Below are 22296 nucleotides of genomic sequence, written 5' to 3'. Positions count from 1 at the left end.
GATGACCGACAGCAAGGCACAGGAAACACTGCGCGAGGCGGCCCTGTTCTATCACGAGTACCCCAAGCCGGGCAAACTCGAGGTGCGGGCCACCAAGCCGCTGGCCAATGGCCGCGATCTGGCGCGGGCCTATTCGCCCGGCGTGGCCGAGGCCTGTGTCGAGATCACCAAGGCCGAGACCAATGCCGCCCGCTACACCGCGCGCGGCAACCTGGTGGCGGTGGTGTCGAATGGCTCGGCCGTTCTCGGGCTGGGCAATATCGGCGCGCTCGCCTCGAAGCCGGTGATGGAGGGCAAGGCGGTGCTCTTCAAGAAATTCGCCGGCATCGATTGTTTCGACATCGAGGTGAACGAGACCGACCCCGAGAAGCTCGCCGATATCGTCTGCGCGCTCGAGCCGACCTTCGGCGCGATCAACCTCGAGGACATCAAGGCGCCGGAGTGCTTCATCGTCGAAAAGCTCTGCCGCGAGCGGATGAACATTCCGGTGTTCCACGACGATCAGCACGGCACTGCCATCGTCGTCGGCGCGGCGGCGACCAATGCGCTGCGCGTGGCGGGCAAAAAATTTGAGGACATCAAGATCGTCTCGACCGGCGGCGGCGCGGCCGGCATCGCCTGTCTCAACATGCTGCTGAAACTGGGGGTGAAACGCGAAAACGTCTGGCTCTGCGACATCAAGGGCGTGGTCTACGAGGGCCGCACCGAAGAGATGACCGACCAGAAGGCGGAATACGCCCAGAAGACCGACAAGCGCACGCTGGACGAGGTGATCGAAGGCGCCGACCTGTTCCTCGGGCTGTCCGGGCCCGGCGTGCTCAAGCCGGAAATGGCGGCAAAAATGGCGGATCGACCGATCATCTTTGCCCTCGCCAACCCGACGCCGGAAATCATGCCCGACGATGCCCGTGCGGTAAAACCCGGGGCGATCATCGCCACCGGCCGCAGCGATTTTCCCAACCAGGTCAACAACGTCCTCTGCTTCCCCTTTATCTTTCGCGGGGCGCTGGATGTCGGCGCGACCGAGATCAACGACGAGATGAAGATCGCCTGTATCGAAGGCATCGCCGCCCTGGCCCGCGCCACCACCAGCGCCGAGGCGGCGGCGGCCTATCAGGGCGAAGACCTGACCTTCGGCCCCGAATACCTCATCCCCAAGCCCTTCGATCCGCGGCTGTCGGCCGTGGTCTCGAGCGCCGTGGCCAAGGCGGCGATGGAGACCGGCGTCGCCACCCGCCCGATCGAGGACATGCAGGCCTACAAGCACAAGCTGAACGCGTCGGTCTTCAAATCGGCGCTGTTGATGCGTCCGATCTTCCATGCCGCCGCCACCGCCAGCCGCCGCATCGTCTTTGCCGAGGGCGAGGATGAGCGCGTGCTGCGCGCCGCGCAGGCGATCCTCGAAGACACCACGGAAAAGCCGATCCTGATCGGTCGCCCCGAGGTGATCGAACAGCGCTGCGAACGCCACGGGCTGAACATTCGCCCCGGCCGCGAATTCGAGATCGTGAACCCCGAGAATGACCCGCGTTACCGCGACTACTGGGGTACCTATCACCAGATCATGGCGCGGCGCGGCGTCACGCCCGATGTGGCCCGGGCGGTGATGCGCACCAATTCTACCGCCATCGGCGCCGTCATGGTGCACCGGGGCGAGGCCGACAGCCTGATCTGCGGCAGCATCGGCGAGTTTCGCTGGCATCTGAACTATGTCACCCAGGTGCTGGGCAACCAGACCTTTCGCCCGCATGGCGCGCTCAGCATGATGATCCTCGAGGACGGGCCGCTGTTTCTGGCCGACACCCATGTCTGGTCCCTGCCCTCGCCGCAGGAGCTGGCCGAGGTGGCCCTGGGCGCGGCGCGCCATGCCCGCCGCTTCGGGGTGGAGCCGCGTATCGCCTTCTGCTCGCAGTCCCAATTCGGCAATCAGGCCGAGGGCTCGGGCAAGCGCCTGCGCGAGGCGATCGCCATTCTCGACGAGATGGAGACCGATTTCCAGTACGAAGGCGAGATGAATGTCGATGCCGCGCTCGACCCCGACCTGCGCGAGCGGCTGCTGCCCGGCGGGCGGCTGGAAGGCGCGGCGAATGTGCTGATCTTCGGCCATGCCGATGCCGCGTCGGGGGTGCGCAACATCCTCAAGATGAAGGCCGACGGGCTGGAAGTGGGGCCGATCCTGATGGGCATGGGCAACCGGGCGCATGTGGTGACCCCCGGCATCACCGCCCGCGGGCTGCTCAACATGGCGGCCATCGCCGGCACGCCGGTGGCGCAGTACGGCTGATCCGAATGCCGTGCCGCCCAAGCGGGCGGCACGGACTTCCTTTGTTGAAAATTACTTCTTGACCGTCTTGTCGCCAGTCTTGACCGGCTTTTGCTTCTTGTCGCCCATGGCAACATGACCTTTTCTGAAAAGGCGCAGCCCTGTGCCGCGCCATATCTCCTCTATGCCAGCGAGTCGCCCGGCCCGCGCGACAGGAATCGACATCGGCAGTGTCGAAAATCTGCCAAACTTTGCAAACCCGCATAAAGCGCCAAGTTCGCCCGCAAATATTGCCAAGTTTGCAAAAATTTGCAGGTTTCCGTCGGAAATTCTGCAAACAAATTGCGTTAATCTGACGCTGATAGCGCCAAGCGGCTTGCCCGATGGGCGGCGGCTCTCGTATCCCGAAGGCAATCGCCGGAGGAGGATACAATGGCATACAAGGATGTTTACGCGCGCTGGCAGGCCGACCCCGAGGCCTTCTGGATGGAGGCCGCGCAGGCCATCGACTGGGACGAGGCGCCGTCACAGGCGCTGTTCGACAGGGGCGACGACCTTTTCGAATGGTATGCCGATGGCAAGGTGAACACCTGCTGGAACGCCGTCGACCGCCATGTTGCCGCCGGACGCGGCGATCAGGTGGCGATCATCCACGACAGCCCGATCACCGACAGCCAGCAAAAGATCACCTTTGCCGAATTGCAGACCCGTGTTGCGACCCTGGCCGGGGCGTTGCGCGCCAAGGGCGTGGAACAGGGCGACCGGGTGATCATCTATATGCCGATGGTGCCCGAAGCGCTGGAGGCCATGCTGGCCTGCGCCCGGTTGGGGGCGGTGCATTCGGTGGTGTTCGGCGGCTTTGCCGCGAACGAACTGGCGGTCAGGATCGACGACGCCACGCCCAAGGCGATCATCGCCGCCTCCTGCGGCCTCGAACCGGGGCGGGTGGTGAAATACAAGCCGCTGCTCGACGGCGCCATCGATCAGGCCAGCCACAAACCCGACTTCTGCGTGATCCTCCAGCGTGAGCAGGAGATCGCAAGGCTCACCGAAGGCCGCGACCACGATTGGCACGGTTTCCAGATGGGCGTGGCGCCGGCCGATTGCGTGCCGGTCGCGAGCAACCACCCGGCCTATATCCTCTATACTTCGGGCACCACCGGCGCCCCCAAGGGCGTGGTGCGACACACCGGCGGCCATCTGGTGGCGCTGAACTGGACGATGAAGAACATCTATGATGTCGACCCCGGCGATGTGTTCTGGGCCGCCTCGGATGTCGGCTGGGTCGTCGGTCACAGCTATATCTGCTACGGCCCGCTGATCCACGGCAACACCACCATCGTGTTCGAGGGCAAGCCGGTCGGCACCCCCGACGCCGGCACCTTCTGGCGGGTGATATCGGAACACCGGGTCAAGAGCTTCTTCACCGCCCCCACCGCCTTTCGCGCCGTGAAACGCGAGGATCCGCAGGGGGCGCTGATCAAGGAGTATGACCTGTCGTCGCTCAAGACCGTCTACCTTGCCGGCGAGCGTGCCGACCCCGACACCATCCTCTGGGCCCAGGACAAGCTGGGCGTGCCGGTGATCGATCACTGGTGGCAGACCGAAACCGGCTTTGCCATCGCCGCCAACCCGATGGGGATCGAGCCGCTGCCGGTCAAGATCGGGTCACCCTCGGTCGCCATGCCGGGCTATGACGTGCAGATCCTCGACGACGCCGGCCACGAAATGCCGCGCGGCGAACTGGGCGCCATCGCCGTCAAGTTGCCGCTGCCGCCGGGCACGCTGCCGACGCTGTGGAACGCCGAGGACCGCTATCGCAAGAGCTACCTCACCACCTTTCCCGGCTTCTACGAAACCGGCGATGCCGGGATGATCGACGAGGACGGATACCTCTATATCATGGCCCGCACCGATGACGTGATCAATGTCGCGGGGCACCGGCTTTCGACCGGAGGAATGGAAGAGGTGCTGGCCAGCCACCCGGATGTGGCCGAATGCGCGGTGATCGGCGTCAGCGATCCGCTCAAGGGCCAGTTGCCGGTGGGCTTCCTCTGCCTGAACGCGGGCTGCTCCCGGACGCAGGACGAAATCACCGGCGAGGTCGTCAAACTGGTGCGCGACAAGATCGGCCCGGTGGCGGCATTCAAGCTGGCGGTGGTGGTGGATCGCCTGCCCAAGACCCGCTCGGGCAAGATCCTGCGCGCCATCATGGTCAAGATCGCCGACGGCCAGGAATACAAGATGCCGGCCACGATCGACGATCCCGCCATTCTCGACGAGATCAGATCGGCCCTGCAAACCCTTGGCTACGCGAAATAGACACCCGTCCAAAACGCAGAGCAGGCCGCCCGGGGGAACACCGGACGGCCTGGATCACTTCAGGATCCTTCAAACCGCGCCACCTCGGCAGCAGGAACTGCACCCTGTCGGTGCCGGGCCTCAGCAACACGGGTGATCGGCGAAAGGACGAACGTCACTCACTCGTCCGCCCTCCGCACGATCGAACCTCCGCGGAAATGCCACGAAGATAGGGGTGCGCACCCGCCAGACTCGGGAAAAAGGGTTTGGGAACTATGGTGAGACACCGACCCCGACGAACGCTCCCAGAAGATTCACTTTTTATGCACCAAAATCTGTGAGCCAAGTCACAGTTCTGGAAAGTTATTGATTTTCAGACGCTGTTTGCTGTCGCAGCATATGGGTGTAGAATGATTTTGAGGCCCGATCCCTGCGGTTCGGGCAGGTTCCGGTTCAGATTTTATGACGTTGAAGTTTCGCGATATCGCCAGCAGGGAAAGCCTGATTCTCGGCGCCCTTTCGGCCAAGGAGCGTGCGACGCTGCTTGGCCTGTCGAAACCGTGCCACTACCACGGCGGCAAGGTGATCTTTTCCAAGGACAGCCCCGGCGAGACTATGATGCTGATCGAAACCGGCCGGGTCGAGATCAGCCTGACCTCGGCGGCGGGCAACCGTTCGATCGTGGCGCATCTCGGCCCCGGCGATTCCGTCGGCGAGATGGCGGTGCTGCTGGGCGGCGACCGGACGGCGGATGCGGTGGCCACCAATGACGTGACCGGCCGGATGCTGCACCGCACGGTGCTGATGTCCTTTCTCACCCAGCACCCGCGCACCACTCTCGGGCTGATCGCCGATCTCTGCCGCAAGCTTCAGGCCACCACCGCGGCGCTGGCCGACCTTTCGACCGCCGATGGCGGAACCCGGCTGGCCAAGGTGCTGATCGGATTGTTCGACCGCTGGGGGGTGGAAGAGCCGGGCGGCTACCGCCTGACCCCCTCGGTCTCGCAATCCGATCTCGGCGACATGGCGGGGCTGACGCGCGAGACCGTCAACCGGCAGATCCGCACCTGGGAATCCGACGGGCTGCTGCGCCGCGATGGCCGTGAGCTGATCCTGACCGATCCTGACCTGCTGGCCGAGAAAGCCCAGTAGGACAGGCGCCAGCCGCAAAGCCCAACGCGCCCCGGACCCGATCCGGGGCCTCCCCTCCGGCGGCTCACAAGAGGTCCCGGGTCAAGCCCGGGACTGGGTCAGACGAATTGCTCGCGGATCAGCCGCTCTTCCAGCCCGTGCCCGGGATCGAACAGGATGCGGTGGGCAATCGACGGGTCGGACCGGATCTCGACCTTGACCACATCCTGCACCGCGCGGGCATCGGCCTCGGCCATCACCGGGCGCTTGGCCGGATCGAGCACCTCGAAACAGACCTCGGCCGTCTTGGGCAGCAGCGCGCCACGCCAGCGCCGCGGACGAAAGGCCGCCATGGCGGTAAGCGCCAGCACATCCGCGCCGATCGGCAGAATCGGGCCATGTGCGGAAAAATTGTAGGCGGTCGATCCGGCCGGCGTCGCCAGCAAGGCCCCGTCGCAGACAAGCTCCGGCATCCGCACCCGGCCATCGACCGAGATCCGCAGCCGCGCCGCCTGCGGCCCGGCCCTGAGCAGCGAGACCTCGTTGATCGCCAGCGCGTGATGCAGCGTGCCGGTGAGACAGGTGGCCTGCATCCTCAGCGGGTTGATCACCTCTTCCTCGGCCGCGCTCAGCCGTTCGATCAGGCCCTGTTCGCCGTATTCGTTCATCAGAAAACCGACGGTGCCGCGATTCATGCCATAGACCGGCGCCGGGTTGGCCTCGGTCCGGTGCAGGGTCTGAAGCATGAAGCCGTCGCCGCCCAGCGCCACGATCACATCGGCACCCTGTTCGGCGTGGTCGCCATAGCGCGCGCTAAGCGCCGCCTTGGCCGATTGGGCAATCGGCGCATTCGAGGCGCAAAAGGCGATTCTGAGCGTCATGTCGGGTTTCCTTGCCGGCCGCGTCGTTTCCGAAACAACCACAAGTTCTCCGGCAAGGCCAGCGGTGCCGCACGCGCCGGGACATGCGTCGCTTTCCCGGCTTTTCGTCGCGTCCGCTTTGCATTAGGAAACGCGCCAAGACATTGCTTGCCCAAGGAGCCAGCCCATGGATGCGTCTGTCAAGGACCAAGGATTCTTCACCCAACCTCTCGCCGAGCGCGACCCCGAGCTGTTCGGCGCGATCACCGGCGAGCTGGGCCGCCAGCGTGACGAGATCGAGCTGATCGCCAGCGAGAACATCGTCTCCCGCGCGGTGATGGAGGCGCAGGGCTCTGTCCTGACCAACAAATACGCCGAAGGTTACCCGGGCCGGCGCTACTACGGCGGCTGCGACTGGGTCGACGTGGCCGAGAACCTCGCCATCGACCGCGCCAAGGAGCTGTTCGGCTGCGAATTCGTCAACGTCCAGCCCAACTCCGGCAGCCAGGCCAACCAGGGCGTGTTCCAGGCGCTGATCCAGCCCGGCGACACCATCCTCGGCATGTCGCTCGACGCCGGCGGCCACCTGACCCACGGCGCCCGCCCCAACCAGTCGGGCAAATGGTTCAATGCGGTGCAATACGGTGTCCGCAAGCAGGACAACATGCTCGATTACGATCAGGTCGAGGCGCTGGCCAAGGAGCACCAGCCCAAGCTCATCATCGCTGGCGGCTCGGCCATCCCGCGCCAGATCGACTTCAAGCGCATGCGCGAGATCGCCGATATGGTGGGCGCACTGCTGCATGTGGACATGGCGCATTTCGCCGGTCTCGTGGCGGCCGGCGAACACCCCTCGCCCTTCCCGCATGCGCATGTGGCCACCACCACCACGCACAAGACCCTGCGCGGCCCGCGCGGCGGCATGATCCTCACCAATGACGAGGCCATCGCCAAGAAGGTCAATTCGGCCATCTTCCCGGGCATCCAGGGCGGCCCGCTGATGCATGTCATCGCCGGCAAGGCCGTGGCCTTCGGCGAGGCGCTCAAGCCCGAGTTCAAGACCTATGCCAAACAGGTGATCAAGAACGCCCAGGCGCTGTCGGATCAGCTGATCAAGGGCGGTCTGGACACCGTGACCCATGGCACCGACACCCATGTGGTGCTGGTCGATCTGCGGCCCAAGAACGTCAAGGGCAACGCCACCGAAAAGGCCCTGGGCCGGGCACATATCACCTGCAACAAGAACGGCGTGCCGTTCGACCCGGAAAAGCCCACGGTGACCTCGGGCATCCGCCTCGGCTCGCCCGCCGGCACCACCCGCGGCTTCGGCGAGGACGAGTTCCGCCAGATCGCCGACTGGATCATCGAAGTGGTCGACGGGCTGGCCGCCAATGGCGAAGACGGCAATGCCGAGATCGAAGCCAAGGTAAAAGCGGAAGTCGAAGCGCTCTGCAAACGCTTCCCGATCTACCCCGAGCTCTGATCCTTCAGCCCGCCAGAGATGACAAAGGCCCGGATTTTCCGGGCCTTTTCTGTATTTGCACCAGCGATACCGACGGAACGGCCGTGGTCACCCGTATCACCGGAGACAGCCGCCGCAGAAGGACCGCCGATGAAACGTCCCTATTACATCCCGCCTATCCTGACTGCCGCGCTCATCGCTCTGGGCATGCTGGCCAGTGCCACCGGCAGCCCCCAAGGCACAGGCGCCCGTGACGCTCCGGCGGCCTGTGCCATGCCGGTCGAGGCCGATCGGGCAAGTTGCACCCGCTGAGCGGCCTCAGATCAGGCCACGCCAGCGCAGCACCGCCAGCAGGAGCGCACCGACAATCAGAAGCTTGAGAACGATCCCCCCGGCCAGATGCAGCCGCGCCGTGGTGCAGCGTTCGTCGGGATCGATGCTGCCGAGATAGCGCGTCAGCCGCGCCTCGGCCTTGTCGAGCGCCGCCTCGTCGATCTGACGCGCCAGCTTGGGGTGTGCCGCCAGCCGCCCGGCCTCGACAAACCGCGACGCATCGCGCCGGGCCCAGCGCGGCAACAGCCGCCCGGCCCGCCGCAGCCGCTGCTCCAGCGTCACCCCGCCAACCCGCAGCCGCGTGCCGATCTGCTCGGCCAGTTGCGCATTGCGGCGCTCCATCTCTTTTGCGTCGATCACCCGGGCCACCTCCGGCCCCCTGCATAAGACCCGGCCTCGCGCCCGGCAACTTCTTCTCTTTGCAAATACGCATTTCCCGGTTTCCCCCCGGGCGCCGGCAGGCTAATTCTGCCCCATGTTGAACCAAATCCACCACGGCGCCCCCGGCGGCACGCCACTGATCATCGTCCACGGCCTCTATGGCTCGGCCCGCAACTGGGGCGTGATCGGAAAACGCCTGTCGGAAAACCGCCACGTCATCGCCGTCGATCAGCGCAATCACGGCGACAGCCCCTGGCACGACAGCCATTCCTACCCCGACATGGCCGCCGATCTGGCCGCGGTGATCGACGCCAATGGCGGGCGCGCCGATGTGGTCGGCCATTCCATGGGCGGCAAGGCGGCGATGGTGCTGGCGCTGGCGCATCCCGAGAAGGTGGCCAGGCTGGTGGTCGCCGATATCGCCCCGGTGGGGTACAGCCACGATCAGACGCAATATATCGACGCCATGCAATCGGTCGATCTCGGTGCCGTCACCAAGCGTGCCGATGCCTCCGAACAACTCGCCCGACAGGTCGAGGACAAGGTGCTGCAAAGCTTCTTTACCCAGTCGCTCGACATCGCGGCCAAGCGCTGGAAGCTCAACCTCGAGGTGCTCAAGCGCGAGATGGACAAGATCGTCGGCTTCCCCGAGGTCTCGGGCCGGTTCGAGGGCCCCACCCTGTTTCTGTCCGGTGCGCTCTCGGAATATGTCCTGCCCGAGCATCGGCCCGTGATCCGCGCGCATTTTCCCAAGGCGAGATTTGCCAGACTGGCGCAGGCCGGCCACTGGCTGCACGCGGAAAAACCGCGTGAATTCGAAGCCTCGCTGCGGGCCTTCCTCGACGCCTGACCCCGGCCGCCGCAGTTTCGGATTTCCCAAATCCGCGCGTGCTGCCAGTGCAACGCACCGCTGGTGTCACGCCGCAAGCAGCCGAAGCTGATCCTTTAACCAAGGCAGTTGCACCAGCGCCGGCGCGATCACCAGCTCGCTCACCAGCCGGCGCATGGTGGCGGCGATGTCGCGCGGCACCTGGTCGGTCCAGTCAGGGCTGGCAAACAAGGAGATGGTCCGCGAAAACGGCGCGAAGGGCAGCGGGTGGGCCTCGATCTCGCCATGGATGCGCACCGCCCGCATATATCCCAGCGGCGTCGTCAGCGCCCAGCCCATGCCCCGCGCCACCAGCGTCATCAATGCAAGATGCGAGCCGATCTCGAACCGCCCGGGGCAATCGAGCCGGAGCCGTGTCAACTGCGCCTCGATCTGCCGCCCGATCATCTGGTCGCGGTCATACCGCAGCAGCGGCAATTGCCCCATCGCCGCCTCGGCCCCGCCGCTGAAGCCGCGTGGCGTGACCAGAATGAAGGGATCGCAGACAAGCGGATATTCGGCGACATGGTCGACCACTTCGCCGGTCGAAGCCGCCACCGCCACATGCAGTCGCTTGTCGCGCAGGGCGTCGCTGATTTCATGACTGGGCGCCGAGATCAGTTTGAAGCGGCAGCGCGACAGGCTCTCGCCGAGGATCGTCGCCAGTCGCGGCGTCAGGTCGGTGTCGAAATCGTCGATCATGCCCAGATTGAGCGTCGACAGATGCGCCAGATCCATCACCGTCAGCTCGCTCTGCGCCAGCCTGAGCTGGCCCAGCACCGTCTCGGTCCGGGCCAGGAAAGACCGCCCGGCCGGCGTCAGCTGCATCGGCCTTCGGGCGTGATCGACGAGCGCGGTGCCCAGCGCGGCTTCGAGGTTCTTCATCTGCTGGCTGACGGCGGGCTGGCTCAGCCCGGTGGTGCGCGCCGCCTGGGCCACCGATCCGCTGTGCGCAAGCGCCTCGAAGACCTCGAGCCCGCGCAATGTCACCCCCTTGGCCAGCATCGGCCGCCCTCCACACAGTTTTGCCTTTTGTGAAGGTATCTCCCGCTTTGTTCAACCTGTGGGCCAGGCTGGCCGTGCCAGCGCAGGGCCAAAGCCACGTCCCGCCCGGTTCACGTCGGGACGGCGCCGCGCCTCAGTAGCCGCGACAGCTGGATTCGGCCTGGGTACCGAACGCCTTGTAGCGCAGCCAGAAGGCCTCGTCGCTGGCGCGGTCGGACTGGCGGATTTCCTGTGCCCGGTGCGGATCGCGAAAGAATTTGGCGGCCATCCGCTGGTCGCGGCGCGACAGGGCCACATCGGCCACCGCCTGGATACAGCCGCACAGGCTCGAATTCGCCGCCTTGCGCCCGGATGTCAGACACGCACGGCTGATCGGCCCGGCGGAGGCAAGGCTTGCAAAGACCGGAGTCAGAATAGCCGCAATGGCCAGGGTATAGATCACCTGTTTCATCAACTGCCCTCTCATGGTGCGGCGCGAATTGGCTCGGGTGCGCCGCCTTTGTTTTGGGGCAGTGTGCGCCATTTTGGCGAAAAATTCAATTCACGGCAGCGTCACTCCCGGCGCTTTCCGGCGGGAATGGCAAGCCGGCGCCGAAGATCGGCAAGCAGCGCCTCGCGCGGCAGCCCCTCGTCGATGGCCAGGCGACGCAGGCCGAAATGCACATGCGCCATTTCCTGGTAATAGCTGGTATAGGCGAAATTCGTCGCCGCGCCGGCCACCGCCCCCACCACCGGCACCGCCTGCGCCGCCAGTTTCTGGCCCAGAACCGTGGCCAGCCGCGGTGCCACGCGGGCAATGACCCCATGCACCGTCGCCCCGGTCAGGGTGACCCGCGCCGAAAGAAAGGCCATGTTGGCGCCGTCGTCATGCTCGAGCGGGCCGGCGGCGGCAAAGACTTGCAGGCATTCGGCGCGAATTTCGGGATCGTCCGGGTCAAACCCATGTTCGGCGGCAATGCCCTGGATGGCGCGCAGCAGCACCGTGGTGGTCACCGGCAATTCTGCCAGCGCCGAGGGCAGCCCGCCAAAGCCCCCCGCCGCGCCCATCGCCGTGGTCGCCGCGCGATTGAGCCAGCCCGGCGCATCGCCCACTCGCGTCCGGCTTTGCCCGGCCGCTTCGAGCGCGATGCCGAGGGCGCGTTCCGTTGCGGATTCAAGCCGGTGCTTGACGCCGTCGGGCAGCCGCTCAAGCAGGTTCTCGGCCTGGGTGCCGACAAGGTTGAGCACCTGAAGCCCGACGCCCCCGGCCTTGCGATAGCGCAGCGCCAGGGCATCGAGCCGCAACGCGGCCGTCGGCGAGATCAGATCTGTTCCGGTTGTATGCTCTGCGGTCATGGCGGCCCCCGATGTTACAGCTATTTACATTGGGCCTGCGGGGCGGAAGTCAAGCCTCGTGGCCCGGCGTGTCACCCCAACGGGTGACTTCGCCGCGGATGCCCCGCCAGGCGCCTTCGGTCAGATTGTGGCCCAGCACCCGCTCGGGATTGGTCGGCGGCGGCATCTCGACGCCGGTCAGCTTGTCAAAGCCGAAGCGCGCATAATACGGCGCATCGCCCACCAGCATCACCCGATGCCAGCCCAGTTCGGCCGCCCGCGCCAGCGAATCACGCATCAACGCGGCGCCGAGCCCCTCGCCCTGCCGCGTCGGGTGCACCGCGATCGGCCCGAGCAGCAGCGCCGGGTGCGCCCCGACCCGGACCGGCCAATAACGGATCGCGCCACCGATGATGCCGGTTTCGTCCTCGGCCACGGTCGAGAGCGCGGCCACCGGCGGCACATCCTCGCGCAGCCGGTACGAGCTGAGCGCGGTGCGGCCTGGCGCGAAACAGAGATCAAAGAGCGCCTCGACCGCCCAGAGGTCGGCCGGTGTTTCTTTGCGCAGCTGGATCAAAGGCGACCGTCCTCGGCTGGTTGTGGTGGAAAGCCGGTTAACATGCGGTTAGGTCAAGGGTAAAGCCAAAGGATTTCCGCATGTTCTATCGCCCCGAGGATGGCCACGGGCTGCCGCACAACCCGTTCAGCGCAATTGTCAGCCCGCGCCCGATCGGCTGGATTTCCAGCCGCGGCGCGGACGGCCAGGACAATCTGGCGCCCTATTCGTTTTTCAACGCCGTCGCCTATACGCCGCCGCAGGTGATGTTTTGCTCGACCTCGGCCAAGGAAGATCGCGGCGATACCAAGGACAGCGTCGGCAATATCCGCGAAACCGGGGTGTTCTGCGTCAATATCGTGGCCTCGGCCCAGCGCGACGTGATGAACGTGAGCTCGGGCCCCTGGCCGCGCGAGGTGGATGAATTCGGCAAGGCCGGCATCGCGCGCGACGCCTGCCACGAGATCGCCTGCGCCCGGGTGGCCGACAGCCCGGCGGCGCTGGAATGCCGGATGACGCAGATCATCGAGCTGGCGGGCCGGTCGAATTTCATGGTGCTGGGCGAAGTCGTCGGCGTGCATATCCGCGACGATTGCCTCGATGACGGCCGCGTCGACGTGACCCGCTATGCGCCGCTGAGCCGGCTGGGCTATCGCGATTACGCGGTGGTGCGCGAGGTGTTTTCGCTCAAGCGGCCGGGCGAATAGGCGCGCCCCCGGACCCCCGCGCGCCCCGGACCCCGATCCGGGGCCCCTGGCCAGAAGCGAAGAAGTCCCGGAGCCGGTCCGGGACGGGTCAGCCGGCGGGATGCGAGATTTCGCCACCGCCGACCAGCGCGCGCACGCCGGTGGTTCCCGGGGCCGAGGTCGGCAGACCGCGGGCCACCCGCACCGCGAGATAGGCAAAGGCCTGCGCTTCCAGCATGTCGCCATCGAGGCCCACCGCCTCGACCGGCGCCACCGGGCAGTCGAGCGACACCCCCAGCATCTGCATCATCACCGGGTTGTGGCGCCCGCCGCCGGTGACATAAAGCGCTGCGGGCGGCGCCGGGCAATGCTCCATTCCCCGCATCACCGCGCTTGCCGCCATGGCACACATCGTGGCCGCCGCATCGGCGTCCCCAAGCTCGCGCACCAGATCGAGCATCAGCGAGAAATCGTTCCGGTCCAAGGACTTGGGCGGCATCTTGAGGAAATACCCCTCGTCGAGGAACAGCTCCAGCGCGCCCTCCACCACCTCGCCCCGCAACGACAGCGCGCCATCGGCGTCATAGGGCAGCCCACGCCGTTCCTGCATCAGGTCGTTGAGCGGCGCATTGGCAGGGCCGGTGTCAAAAGCCAGAAGCGCGCCGGCCGCCTCGGGGCCTGGGTGACGCGGATCGACCCAGGTAAGGTTGCCGACACCGCCGAGGTTGAGGAACGCCACGGGCTGGTCTGCCCCGATCCAGCGGGCGCAGGCAAAATGAAAGAACGGCGCCAGCGGCGCCCCCTGCCCGCCCAGCCGCACGTCGGACGAGCGGAAATCCCAGACCACCGGCAGCCGCAGAGCCTCGGCCAGCGCCGCGCCATCGCCCAGCTGATGGGTGCCGCGCCCGCCCGGCTCATGCGCCAGGGTCTGGCCGTGAAAGCCGGCGATATCGACACCGTCGAAACCGGCCATCGCCTCGGCGTGGGCACGTTGCACCACCGCCAGCGCCGCGCCCAGATCCTCGCCCGGCCAGCGCCCCAGTGCCGCCCGCAGCACCGCGCGTTCGCTGTCGGAATAGGCGCGGTAGCGATGTGCGCCGAAACCTTCGATCGTCACCCCGTCGGTGCGGATCAGCGCCGCATCGACCCCGTCGAGCGACGTTCCCGACATCGCGCCCAGCGCATTGACCATGCCTGCCTGCAACATGCTCTTTTCCTCGTGGCCTGTGGCCTTTATAGCCTTGCCCCGACCATATCGGAGAGACCTCATGACCTACCATCCCAAATCGGACTTCATGCATGTCATGATGGAGCGCGGCTATCTGGCCGATTGCACCGATTATCAGGGGCTGGACGAGGCCCTGTCCAGTGGCATGGTGACCGCCTATATCGGTTATGATGCCACGGCGCAGTCGCTGCATGTGGGGCATCTCCTCAACATCATGATGCTGCGCTGGCTGCAAAAGACCGGGCACAAGCCGATCACCCTGATGGGCGGCGGCACCACCAAGGTGGGCGATCCCTCGTTCCGGTCGGACGAACGCCCGCTGCTGGGGCCGGAGCAGATCGACGCCAATATCGCCGGTATGCAGCAGGTCTTTGCCAAATACCTCGATTACGGGGACGCCGACGGCCCGCACAATGCGGCCTTGATGCTGAACAATGCCGAATGGCTCGACGGGTTGAACTATCTCGAGTTCCTGCGCGACATCGGCCGGCATTTCTCGGTCAACCGGATGCTGAGCTTCGAAAGCGTGAAATCGCGGCTCGATCGCGAACAATCGCTGTCGTTCCTCGAGTTCAACTACATGATCCTGCAAGCCTATGATTTCCTTGAGCTGAACCGCCGCTACGACTGTGTGTTGCAGATGGGCGGATCGGATCAATGGGGCAATATCGTCAATGGCATCGACCTGACGCGCCGGGTGCTCGACCATGAGATCTTTGGCCTGACCTCGCCGCTGCTGACCACCTCGGACGGCCGCAAGATGGGCAAATCTCAGGGCGGCGCCATGTGGCTCAATGCCGACATGCTCTCGCCCTACGAGTTCTGGCAGTTCTGGCGCAATTCCACCGATGCCGATGTCGGCCGCTTCCTCAAGCTTTATACCGAAATCGACGTCGCCGAATGCGGGCGGCTGGGCGCGCTGGCCGGCTCGGAGATCAACGAGGCCAAGATCGTGCTGGCCAATGCGGTCACCACGCTCTGTCACGGGGCCGAGGCGGCGGCGGCGGCAGAGGCCACCGCGCGCGAGGTGTTCGAAAAGGGTGGCGTGGGCGACGACCTGCCGACCCTGACGCTTTCGGCCGAAGAACTGGGCGACGGCATTTCCATCGTGCAGGTGATCGTGCGGGCCGGGCTGGCGAAATCCGGCAAGGAGGCCAAGCGGCTGATCGCCGAAAACGGCGCGCGCCTCGACGATGCGCCGCTGACCGACGCCGGGCTGATGCTGGATGCCGGCGCGCTGGCCTCGCCGGTCAAGCTCTCGGCCGGCAAGAAGCGACACGCGCTGGTGCAGCTCGGCTGAGCGCCAGGGCGCGGCGATCCCTCGCCGCGCCTAGAGCAACAGCCACTCCGTGAGCCAGAGCAGCAGTCCGGCCGGCAGGGCCAGAGCGGCGGAGAACAGTGCGAGGCCCGCAGGGGCGAGGCGCGGCGGCGGGGCGTGGACGCCGAGGACAATGTGGTTTTTCATGGCAGCCATTAATCCCTGATTTACCTGAATCAGATGTTAATGCCGCCATGACGTTTCACGCTTCTCGTTTCGCGGCGGTACAGACCGCACCGTTCCAGCAGCATCCGGCCTATGGCGCCACGCTCACGCATCTGGGTCGCCCGCCGCTGCGCATCTTTCTCGGCCCGTCCGGCGGCGAGGTGCAGGTGCTGCGCCGCCGCTTCGGGCCTTTTGCCAAGGTGGCGCTGGTGTCGCGGGCGGATGTCAGCCGGAGCGACCTGCGCCGATTGCGCGCGGCCTGCGACTGCCGCCTGTTTCTGATCAATGCCGAGACGCCGGGAACCGCCCCCGGCCTGCGGCTCAGGACGGCGGCGCATGTGGCCGAGTTGTCGCTTGACGGCACGGCGGCGGATCTGCGGGCACGGATGGCGCAGAAATGGCGCAATCGGCTGAATCGCGCCTCGGACGCCGGGCTGCGGGTGGCCTCGGTCGGGCTGCCGGCCGATCCCGGGCACTGGCTCTTGCGGGTGGATCAGGCGCAACAGGTGGTGAAACGCTATCGCGGCTATCCACCGCTCTTTACCGCCGCCTTTGCCGCCGCCAACCGCGGCCAGGCGCGGATTTTCGAGGCCCGGCATCAGGGCGCGCCGGTGGCGGCGTTGCTGTTTCTCTGCCACGGCGCGGTGGCGACCTATCACATCGGCTGGTCCGGCCCCGAAGGCCGGGCGCGCGCGGCGCATCATCTGCTGCTCTGGCGGGCGATGATCGAGCTGGCGGCGCGCGGCATCACGCGGCTCGATCTGGGAATGGTCGATACAGTCACCGCGCCGGGGCTGGCGCGGTTCAAGCTTGGATCGGGCGCCCGTTGCCGGGCGCTCGGGGGGACATGGCTGGCGCGGGCCTGAGCCCTGTCCCCCGCGGCGTCAGTGACCGCCGAGAATGCCGGTGCGGACGTGATAATCCACCGCCAGCTCGTAATCGGGGTCATCGTCGCTGTCGACCATCAGGTGACCGGCCTTGGTCAGCAGGCTGTGGCAGTCCCGGCTCAGGTGCCGCAGCTTGATGATCTTGCCCGCCGCCTCGTATTTCGCGGCGACGGCCTCGATCGCCTGAAGCGCCGATTGATCGACCACGCGGCTTTCGGCAAAGTCGATGATCACCGTGTCGGGGTCGCCGGCGATGTCAAAGAGCTCGATGAAACCATCCGACGAGCCGAAGAACAGCGGCCCCTGGATCTCGTAGACCTTGGCGCCCTTGTCGGTGATCGATTCCCGGGTGCGGGCATGGATGCGCCGCGCGTTGTTCCAGGAATAGGCCAGCGCCGAGACGATCACACCCACCACCACGGCAACCGCCAGGTCTTCGTAGACGGTGACCGCGGTGACCAGCAGGATGACGAAGGCATCCATCTTGGGCACCTTGCGCAGGATGGTCAGCGAGTTCCAGGCGAAGGTGCCGATCACCACCATGAACATCACGCCGACCAGCGCCGCCAGCGGAATGAGCTCGATCACCGGCGCGGCGAAGAGGATGAAGATCAGCAGGAAGAGCGCCGCCGCAATGCCGGCGATGCGGGTGCGGCCACCGCTTTTCACGTTGATCATCGACTGGCCGATCATGGCACAGCCGCCCATGCCGCCAAAGAAACCGGTGACGGTATTGGCCACGCCCTGGGCGACGCATTCCTGGCTGGCGCCGCCGCGCTTGCCGGTGATCTCGCCCACCAGATTAAGCGTCAGCAGAGATTCGATCAGCCCGATGGCCGCGAGGATCACCGCATAGGGCAGGATGATTTGCAGGGTCTCCCAGTTCAACGGCACCATCGGAATGTGAAACGGCGGCAGCCCGCCCTGGATCGAGGCCATGTCGCCCACCCGCGGCACATCGATGCCGAAGGCGATGACCAGCGCCGCGACCACGCCGATGCCGGCCAGCGGCGCCGGGATCACCTTGGTGATCCTGGGCATCACCCAGATGATCGCCATGGTCAGCGCCACCAGTCCCAGCATCACGACCAGCGGCCAGCCGGTCAGCCATTCGCCGCCGCCCATGCCGTGGCCGTTGCTTTCGGCTGTTCCGGGCACCTTGAACTGGGTCAGCTGCGCCAGGAAGATCACGATCGCCAGGCCGTTGACAAAGCCCAGCATCACCGGATGCGGCACCAACCGGATGAACTTGCCCCATTGCATGACACCGGCAAAGATCTGCAACAGCCCCATCAGGACCACCGTCGCAAAGAGGTATTCGACACCATGCTGCGCCACCAGCGCCACCATGACGACGGCCAGCGCGCCGGTCGCGCCTGAGATCATGCCGGGCCGGCCGCCGATCAGCGCGGTGATCAATCCGACGAGAAAGGCGGCATAGAGGCCGACCAGCGGATGCACGCCGGCGACAAAGGCAAAGGCCACCGCCTCGGGCACCAGCGCCAGCGCCACGGTGAGACCGGACAGCAATTCGATCCGCAGCCGCCCCATGGTAAAGCCCTCGTCGGGCATCCAGCGGAGGTCGGGCATGGCAAAGCCCTTGGCGAATGAGGCCAGCAAGGCGCGTTTCATCGGCGGATCCTGATATTTGGTGTGTTTCCGCTAGCGCTATAGTCCGCCGCGGCGCGAAACGCCACCCCGCCAGGCCCGGCCGGCGCGGTCGCGGGCCGGGTCGCGCAGCCGTGGCTTGCGCTCGCAACCGCGCGCCCTAAGGTGGCGTCGACAACAAACGGAGCACAGGCATGACGGACACGATGATCGGGGTGATCGGCGGATCGGGGATTTACGAGATCGCCGGGCTGAGCGGGGCGGAATGGGTCTCGGTCGCCACGCCCTGGGGCGCGCCGTCGGATCAGCTTCTGACCGGCACGCTCGACGGGGTGAAGATGGCCTTTCTGCCGCGCCACGGCCGTGGCCATGTGCATGCACCCGCCACCGTGCCCTATCGCGCCAACATCGATGCGCTCAAACGGCTCGGGGTGACCGACGTGGTCTCTGTCTCGGCCTGCGGATCGTTCCGCGAGGAAATGGCGCCGGGCGATTTCGTCGTCGTCGACCAGTTCATCGACCGCACAATCGCGCGCGAAAAATCCTTCTTCGGCACAGGATGCGTGGCGCATGTGAGCGTGGCGCATCCCACCTGCCCGCGCCTGTCGGACGCCTGCGAAACCGCCGCGCGCGACGCCGGGATCAAGGTGCATCGCGGCGGCACCTATCTGGCGATGGAGGGGCCGCAATTCTCGACGCTGGCGGAATCGCGGATGTATCGCGAGGCCTGGGGTGCGGATGTGATCGGCATGACCAACATGCCCGAGGCCAAACTCGCCCGCGAGGCCGAGCTCTGCTACGCCAGTATGGCGATGATCACCGATTACGACAGCTGGCACCCCGACCATGGCGAGGTGGATGTGACGCAGATCATCGCCACGCTGATGGGCAATGCCGAAAAGGGGCGCGATCTGGTCAGCCGGCTGCCGGCGCTTCTGGGCGCCGGTCGGGCGCCCTGCCCGCATGGCTGCGACCGGGCACTGGAATACGCGATCCTGACCGCGCCGGACAAACGCGATGCCGGGCTGATGGCCAAGCTCGATGCGGTGGCGGGCCGTGTTCTGGAAAAGGCGACGGGCTGACGCCCGGCGGGTGAAAGGTGTGATGGGATGACACTCGAACTCTGGCTGACCTTCGTGGCGGCGTCGACGGCGCTCTTGCTGATCCCGGGGCCGACGGTGCTGCTGGTGCTGAGTTATGCGCTGTCCAAGGGGCGCAGCGTGGCGGTGGCCTCGGCGGCCGGTGTGGCAACCGGCGATTTCATCGCCATGACCGCTTCGCTGGCCGGGCTGGGGGCGCTGGTGCTGGCCTCGGCGACGCTGTTCACGGTGCTGAAATGGGCCGGCGCGGCCTATCTGATCTGGCTCGGCGTCAAGCTGATCCGTTCGGCCCCCTCCGAGGGGCTGGCCGCCGATCGCATCCGGGCCGAAGTCACCGCGCGGGGAGTGTTTGCCCATAATGCGGCGGTGACGGCGCTGAACCCGAAATCCATCGCCTTTTTCATCGCCTTCGTACCGCAGTTCCTCGACCCTGCCGCACCGCTTGGCGGGCAATTCGCCGTGCTGATTGCCACCTTCGTAAGCCTGGCGACGCTGAATGCGCTGGCCTATGCGATTTTGGCAGACCGGCTCCTGCGGATGATCTCGCGGCCGCAGGTGATCACCTGGATCACCCGCGCCGGCGGGGGCGCGCTGATTGCCATGGGCGTGCTAACAGCGACGATGCGGCGGGCCAGCTAGCTCAGCTCTTGCCGGCGTTCTTCTTCATGAACTTGCGGATGAAATGCCGGATCTCGCGTGCCGCCGTGGTGTCAAGCTCGCGGCACAGCGCGACAAAATCGTCGCGCTCGTCCTTGTCGAGCCGCAGGATCAATTGCGCGTCCTTGTTCGCGGTTTTCTTCTTTTGCGGTTTCTCGCTCACGTCGTTCGGCCCGGCCCTTGATTCTTCCGCCACGGCAGTGTATATACATTGCATAGGCGGCGCTGCGCGATGCTATGTCGCCACAGGTCAAAAGGAAAGAGTGAATATGTTGCCGACAAGCATAGCCAGATGTCTGCTGATGCAGGACCGGATGGATTGGAACCGCCCGCATGCCGCGTGGCTGACCCGAAAATTCTATGCCCTGCGCTTTCCGAGCAAGCATGACGGGCACCCAATCTGGCGCAGCCGCGGCTGATCAGAAGGCATAGCCGAAGCGGGCGATATCGGCGGCGCAGACGCGGGCGATGATGCCGGCGCCCGCATCGTCGTAATAGCTGCGGTAATCGGCCGCGCGGGCGGAGCGATTGGCATGGGGCATCGTCAGCCGGAAGCCGAGATGTGCATCGAGTGGCGGCATATCCTCCGCCAGATGCTCGAGCCGCAGAAAGCGCGCCGGCCGCTCGCGCCCGGCCGCATCGGTGACATAGCTTGCGGCCGGTGTGTTGTGCAGGCTGGCTTGAATCTGTGGCGCTTGCAGAAAGGCGGCAAAGCTCAGTCGTTTCGACAAGGTCACCGCGGGATGGTCGAAGCTCTGGACTTGCAGCCAGTGATAATAGCTCACCACCCGGTCCCAGGGATTGCGCACCAGCGTGAAGATCAGCAGCCTGTCAAGCTCACCGGCAGCGATCACCCCGTCGATGTCGGCCAGCGTCGAATGCTTCCACAGCCGGCCGCGCGGCGTAAGCGCCCGGAGCCGCCCACGCCGCCGAAGGGCTTTCGGCGTGTCGCCGATCAGGATGTCATCGGCCTTGGCGCGCGCCTCCAGCGCCAGCGCCATGGCGGTGCCCCCAGTCTTGGGGATATGGACAAAGATATAGCGCCGCCCGCGAGAGATGATCATGGCGGCGACGCTAGCCGGTCGCGCCGCCAACGGCAATTCTCCGGCAGGCCGAAGGCGGGCGTTTTCGGCCCCACGCCCCGGCCCCCGCGCCCTTCACCCGTCGCGCAGGCGCCAGACGATCACCAGCCCGGCCCCGGCGATCAGTGCGATGCCCGCCACCTCGTTCCAGCCCACCCGCTGGCCAAAGATCACGAAGGCCGCGAGCGGGCCGAAGATGAACACCGAATACTCGAAGACCGCCACATAAGAGGCATCGCCCAGCGCATAGGCCCGGGTGATCAGCCCGACACCCAGCACCGAAAACACCGCCTGAATCACCATCAGCAGATGGACCAGCGGCGACATCGGCCAGACCCAGCCGCGAGAGACAAAGCCCGAAGCCCCGGCGCCGACTTCGGGCGCCAGCACCGCCACCGTGCCCAGACCCGCAAGGCCGATCAGCCCCTGAACCAGAAACATCGCCAGCAGCATCGCCAGCACGTCCTCGCCGGCGCAGACCGTGCGCGTTGCAATCGCGCCCAGCGCATAGAACAGCCCGCCGAACACCGGCAGAAAGGTGGCGAGGCTGAGGCTGGCCGGATCGGGGCTGAGTACCACGAGAATGCCGGTGAACCCCATGCTCACGGCCAGAACGCGCCACGGCCCGATCGGCTGGCGCAGGGCCAGCGCGGTGATCACCAGGACAAAGACAGGCGAGGTGAAAAGGCCCGAAAGGGCCTGGGCAATCGGCATGACCGAGAGCGCGCCAAAGTAGAACATCATCGAGATCGACAGCATCGCCCCGCGCAAGAGCACAGCCCAGAGCCGCCCTGGCTTCACCGTGCCAAAGCCCAGCCGCGCCGCCAGCAGGATCACCGGCACCGCCATCACCACCCGCCAGGCGTAGAACTGCCAGAGGCCGATTTCACCGGCGAGGACGGGCACGGCATTGTCGATCACACCGATCACGGCCATGGCCCCCAGCATCGAGGCGGCGGCCACCAGCGGCCGGGTTTGGGGGATGGGTCTGCTCATGGGGGGCAACGGGCCAGCTTGCGGGAGGTCTGTCTTGCCTTATAACGATATGTGAGCTACCCCCCGAAATTCGGACACTGACATAAGCTACGATT

At 66.0% G+C, this 22296-nt stretch carries 23 protein-coding genes; 11 read left to right on the top strand and 12 right to left on the bottom strand.

What is annotated here, in order from left to right:
• Position 1 precedes the first annotated feature (1 nt).
• Positions 2 to 2284, top strand: coding sequence for an NADP-dependent malic enzyme (locus PVW49_RS01665; protein ID WP_074834407.1), 2283 nt, complete (start codon positions 2 to 4; stop codon positions 2282 to 2284).
• A gap of 51 nt (positions 2285 to 2335) precedes the next feature.
• On the opposite strand, the gene PVW49_RS01660 is transcribed toward PVW49_RS01665, so the two are convergent.
• Positions 2336 to 2488 (bottom strand): hypothetical protein, encoded by a 153-nt coding sequence (locus PVW49_RS01660; RefSeq protein WP_158499008.1) that lies wholly within the window; start codon positions 2486 to 2488, stop codon positions 2336 to 2338.
• A 207-nt stretch (positions 2489 to 2695) separates the two neighbouring features.
• On the opposite strand from PVW49_RS01660, the gene prpE reads away from it, so the two are divergent.
• Together prpE and PVW49_RS01650 are read left to right on the top strand one after the other, a co-directional pair.
• Positions 2696 to 4585, top strand: a complete 1890-nt coding sequence (gene prpE / locus PVW49_RS01655) for a propionate-CoA ligase PrpE (protein WP_274589732.1) — start codon at positions 2696 to 2698, stop codon at positions 4583 to 4585.
• Positions 4586 to 5026: 441 nt separating this feature from the next.
• Entirely contained in the window at positions 5027 to 5716 is a 690-nt protein-coding gene (locus PVW49_RS01650; RefSeq protein ID WP_048529960.1) for a Crp/Fnr family transcriptional regulator, read from the top strand.
• Positions 5717 to 5814: 98 nt separating this feature from the next.
• Here PVW49_RS01650 and PVW49_RS01645 read toward each other — a convergent pair whose 3' ends face one another.
• Positions 5815 to 6576 (bottom strand): NAD kinase, encoded by a 762-nt coding sequence (locus PVW49_RS01645; protein WP_048529957.1) that lies wholly within the window; start codon positions 6574 to 6576, stop codon positions 5815 to 5817.
• A gap of 166 nt (positions 6577 to 6742) precedes the next feature.
• On the opposite strand from PVW49_RS01645, the gene glyA reads away from it, so the two are divergent.
• Together glyA and PVW49_RS01635 are read left to right on the top strand one after the other, a co-directional pair.
• Positions 6743 to 8038 (top strand): serine hydroxymethyltransferase, encoded by a 1296-nt coding sequence (gene glyA / locus PVW49_RS01640; RefSeq protein ID WP_274589731.1) that lies wholly within the window; start codon positions 6743 to 6745, stop codon positions 8036 to 8038.
• 129 nt (positions 8039 to 8167) lie between these two features.
• A complete protein-coding gene (locus PVW49_RS01635; protein WP_274589730.1) occupies positions 8168 to 8329 on the top strand; it encodes a hypothetical protein in 162 nt (53 codons plus the stop codon).
• 6 nt (positions 8330 to 8335) lie between these two features.
• Here the strand turns inward: PVW49_RS01635 and PVW49_RS01630 are convergent, their stop codons facing one another.
• Positions 8336 to 8710, bottom strand: coding sequence for a hypothetical protein (locus tag PVW49_RS01630; protein ID WP_274589729.1), 375 nt, complete (start codon positions 8708 to 8710; stop codon positions 8336 to 8338).
• Between the two features lie 115 nt (positions 8711 to 8825).
• Between PVW49_RS01630 and PVW49_RS01625 the strand changes: the two genes are divergently transcribed.
• Positions 8826 to 9581: an alpha/beta fold hydrolase gene (locus PVW49_RS01625; RefSeq protein ID WP_274589728.1), complete on the top strand. Its 756-nt coding sequence runs from the start codon at positions 8826 to 8828 to the stop codon at positions 9579 to 9581.
• A 66-nt stretch (positions 9582 to 9647) separates the two neighbouring features.
• On the opposite strand, the gene PVW49_RS01620 is transcribed toward PVW49_RS01625, so the two are convergent.
• The 4 genes from PVW49_RS01620 to PVW49_RS01605 form a co-directional block, all read right to left on the bottom strand.
• A complete protein-coding gene (locus tag PVW49_RS01620; protein ID WP_274589727.1) occupies positions 9648 to 10604 on the bottom strand; it encodes a LysR family transcriptional regulator in 957 nt (318 codons plus the stop codon).
• Positions 10605 to 10737: 133 nt separating this feature from the next.
• Positions 10738 to 11055 (bottom strand): hypothetical protein, encoded by a 318-nt coding sequence (locus PVW49_RS01615; RefSeq protein ID WP_048529949.1) that lies wholly within the window; start codon positions 11053 to 11055, stop codon positions 10738 to 10740.
• A 101-nt stretch (positions 11056 to 11156) separates the two neighbouring features.
• Positions 11157 to 11939: an EcsC family protein gene (locus PVW49_RS01610; RefSeq protein WP_074834400.1), complete on the bottom strand. Its 783-nt coding sequence runs from the start codon at positions 11937 to 11939 to the stop codon at positions 11157 to 11159.
• A gap of 49 nt (positions 11940 to 11988) precedes the next feature.
• Positions 11989 to 12495: a GNAT family N-acetyltransferase gene (locus PVW49_RS01605; RefSeq protein ID WP_274589726.1), complete on the bottom strand. Its 507-nt coding sequence runs from the start codon at positions 12493 to 12495 to the stop codon at positions 11989 to 11991.
• Between the two features lie 80 nt (positions 12496 to 12575).
• On the opposite strand from PVW49_RS01605, the gene PVW49_RS01600 reads away from it, so the two are divergent.
• The gene (locus PVW49_RS01600) at positions 12576 to 13181 is read left to right on the top strand and encodes a flavin reductase family protein (RefSeq protein ID WP_074834397.1); all 606 of its coding nucleotides are present in this window, start codon (positions 12576 to 12578) and stop codon (positions 13179 to 13181) included.
• Positions 13182 to 13269: 88 nt separating this feature from the next.
• On the opposite strand, the gene PVW49_RS01595 is transcribed toward PVW49_RS01600, so the two are convergent.
• Positions 13270 to 14367 (bottom strand): anhydro-N-acetylmuramic acid kinase, encoded by a 1098-nt coding sequence (locus PVW49_RS01595; RefSeq protein ID WP_074834396.1) that lies wholly within the window; start codon positions 14365 to 14367, stop codon positions 13270 to 13272.
• 61 nt (positions 14368 to 14428) lie between these two features.
• Between PVW49_RS01595 and tyrS the strand changes: the two genes are divergently transcribed.
• Positions 14429 to 15688: a tyrosine--tRNA ligase gene (gene tyrS / locus PVW49_RS01590; protein WP_274589725.1), complete on the top strand. Its 1260-nt coding sequence runs from the start codon at positions 14429 to 14431 to the stop codon at positions 15686 to 15688.
• 212 nt (positions 15689 to 15900) lie between these two features.
• Positions 15901 to 16737 carry a GNAT family N-acetyltransferase gene (locus PVW49_RS01585; protein WP_048529934.1) on the top strand — a complete coding sequence of 279 codons (837 nt, stop codon included), beginning with the start codon at positions 15901 to 15903 and terminating at the stop codon, positions 16735 to 16737.
• Positions 16738 to 16755: 18 nt separating this feature from the next.
• On the opposite strand, the gene PVW49_RS01580 is transcribed toward PVW49_RS01585, so the two are convergent.
• Positions 16756 to 18390: a SulP family inorganic anion transporter gene (locus PVW49_RS01580; protein WP_048529933.1), complete on the bottom strand. Its 1635-nt coding sequence runs from the start codon at positions 18388 to 18390 to the stop codon at positions 16756 to 16758.
• Positions 18391 to 18560: 170 nt separating this feature from the next.
• Between PVW49_RS01580 and PVW49_RS01575 the strand changes: the two genes are divergently transcribed.
• Positions 18561 to 19448, top strand: coding sequence for an S-methyl-5'-thioadenosine phosphorylase (locus PVW49_RS01575; RefSeq protein WP_274589724.1), 888 nt, complete (start codon positions 18561 to 18563; stop codon positions 19446 to 19448).
• 27 nt (positions 19449 to 19475) lie between these two features.
• Positions 19476 to 20105, top strand: coding sequence for a LysE family translocator (locus PVW49_RS01570; RefSeq protein WP_274589723.1), 630 nt, complete (start codon positions 19476 to 19478; stop codon positions 20103 to 20105).
• Between the two features lies 1 nt (position 20106).
• On the opposite strand, the gene PVW49_RS01565 is transcribed toward PVW49_RS01570, so the two are convergent.
• The 3 genes from PVW49_RS01565 to PVW49_RS01555 all read right to left on the bottom strand — a co-directional run bounded on the left by PVW49_RS01565 (position 20107) and on the right by PVW49_RS01555 (position 22201).
• Complete coding sequence (locus PVW49_RS01565) at positions 20107 to 20286, bottom strand: hypothetical protein (RefSeq protein ID WP_048529928.1); 180 nt, start codon at positions 20284 to 20286, stop codon at positions 20107 to 20109.
• Between the two features lie 256 nt (positions 20287 to 20542).
• Positions 20543 to 21187, bottom strand: coding sequence for a sulfotransferase family 2 domain-containing protein (locus PVW49_RS01560; RefSeq protein ID WP_274589722.1), 645 nt, complete (start codon positions 21185 to 21187; stop codon positions 20543 to 20545).
• Between the two features lie 93 nt (positions 21188 to 21280).
• Positions 21281 to 22201 (bottom strand): DMT family transporter, encoded by a 921-nt coding sequence (locus PVW49_RS01555; RefSeq protein WP_074834389.1) that lies wholly within the window; start codon positions 22199 to 22201, stop codon positions 21281 to 21283.
• Positions 22202 to 22296 lie beyond the last annotated feature (95 nt).

Source organism: Marinovum sp. PR37 (assembly GCF_028807375.1).
GTDB lineage: Bacteria > Pseudomonadota > Alphaproteobacteria > Rhodobacterales > Rhodobacteraceae > Marinovum > Marinovum algicola.
The sequence above is the reverse complement of the archived record's forward strand: the minus strand, read 5'-3'. Positions and strand labels throughout refer to the sequence as shown.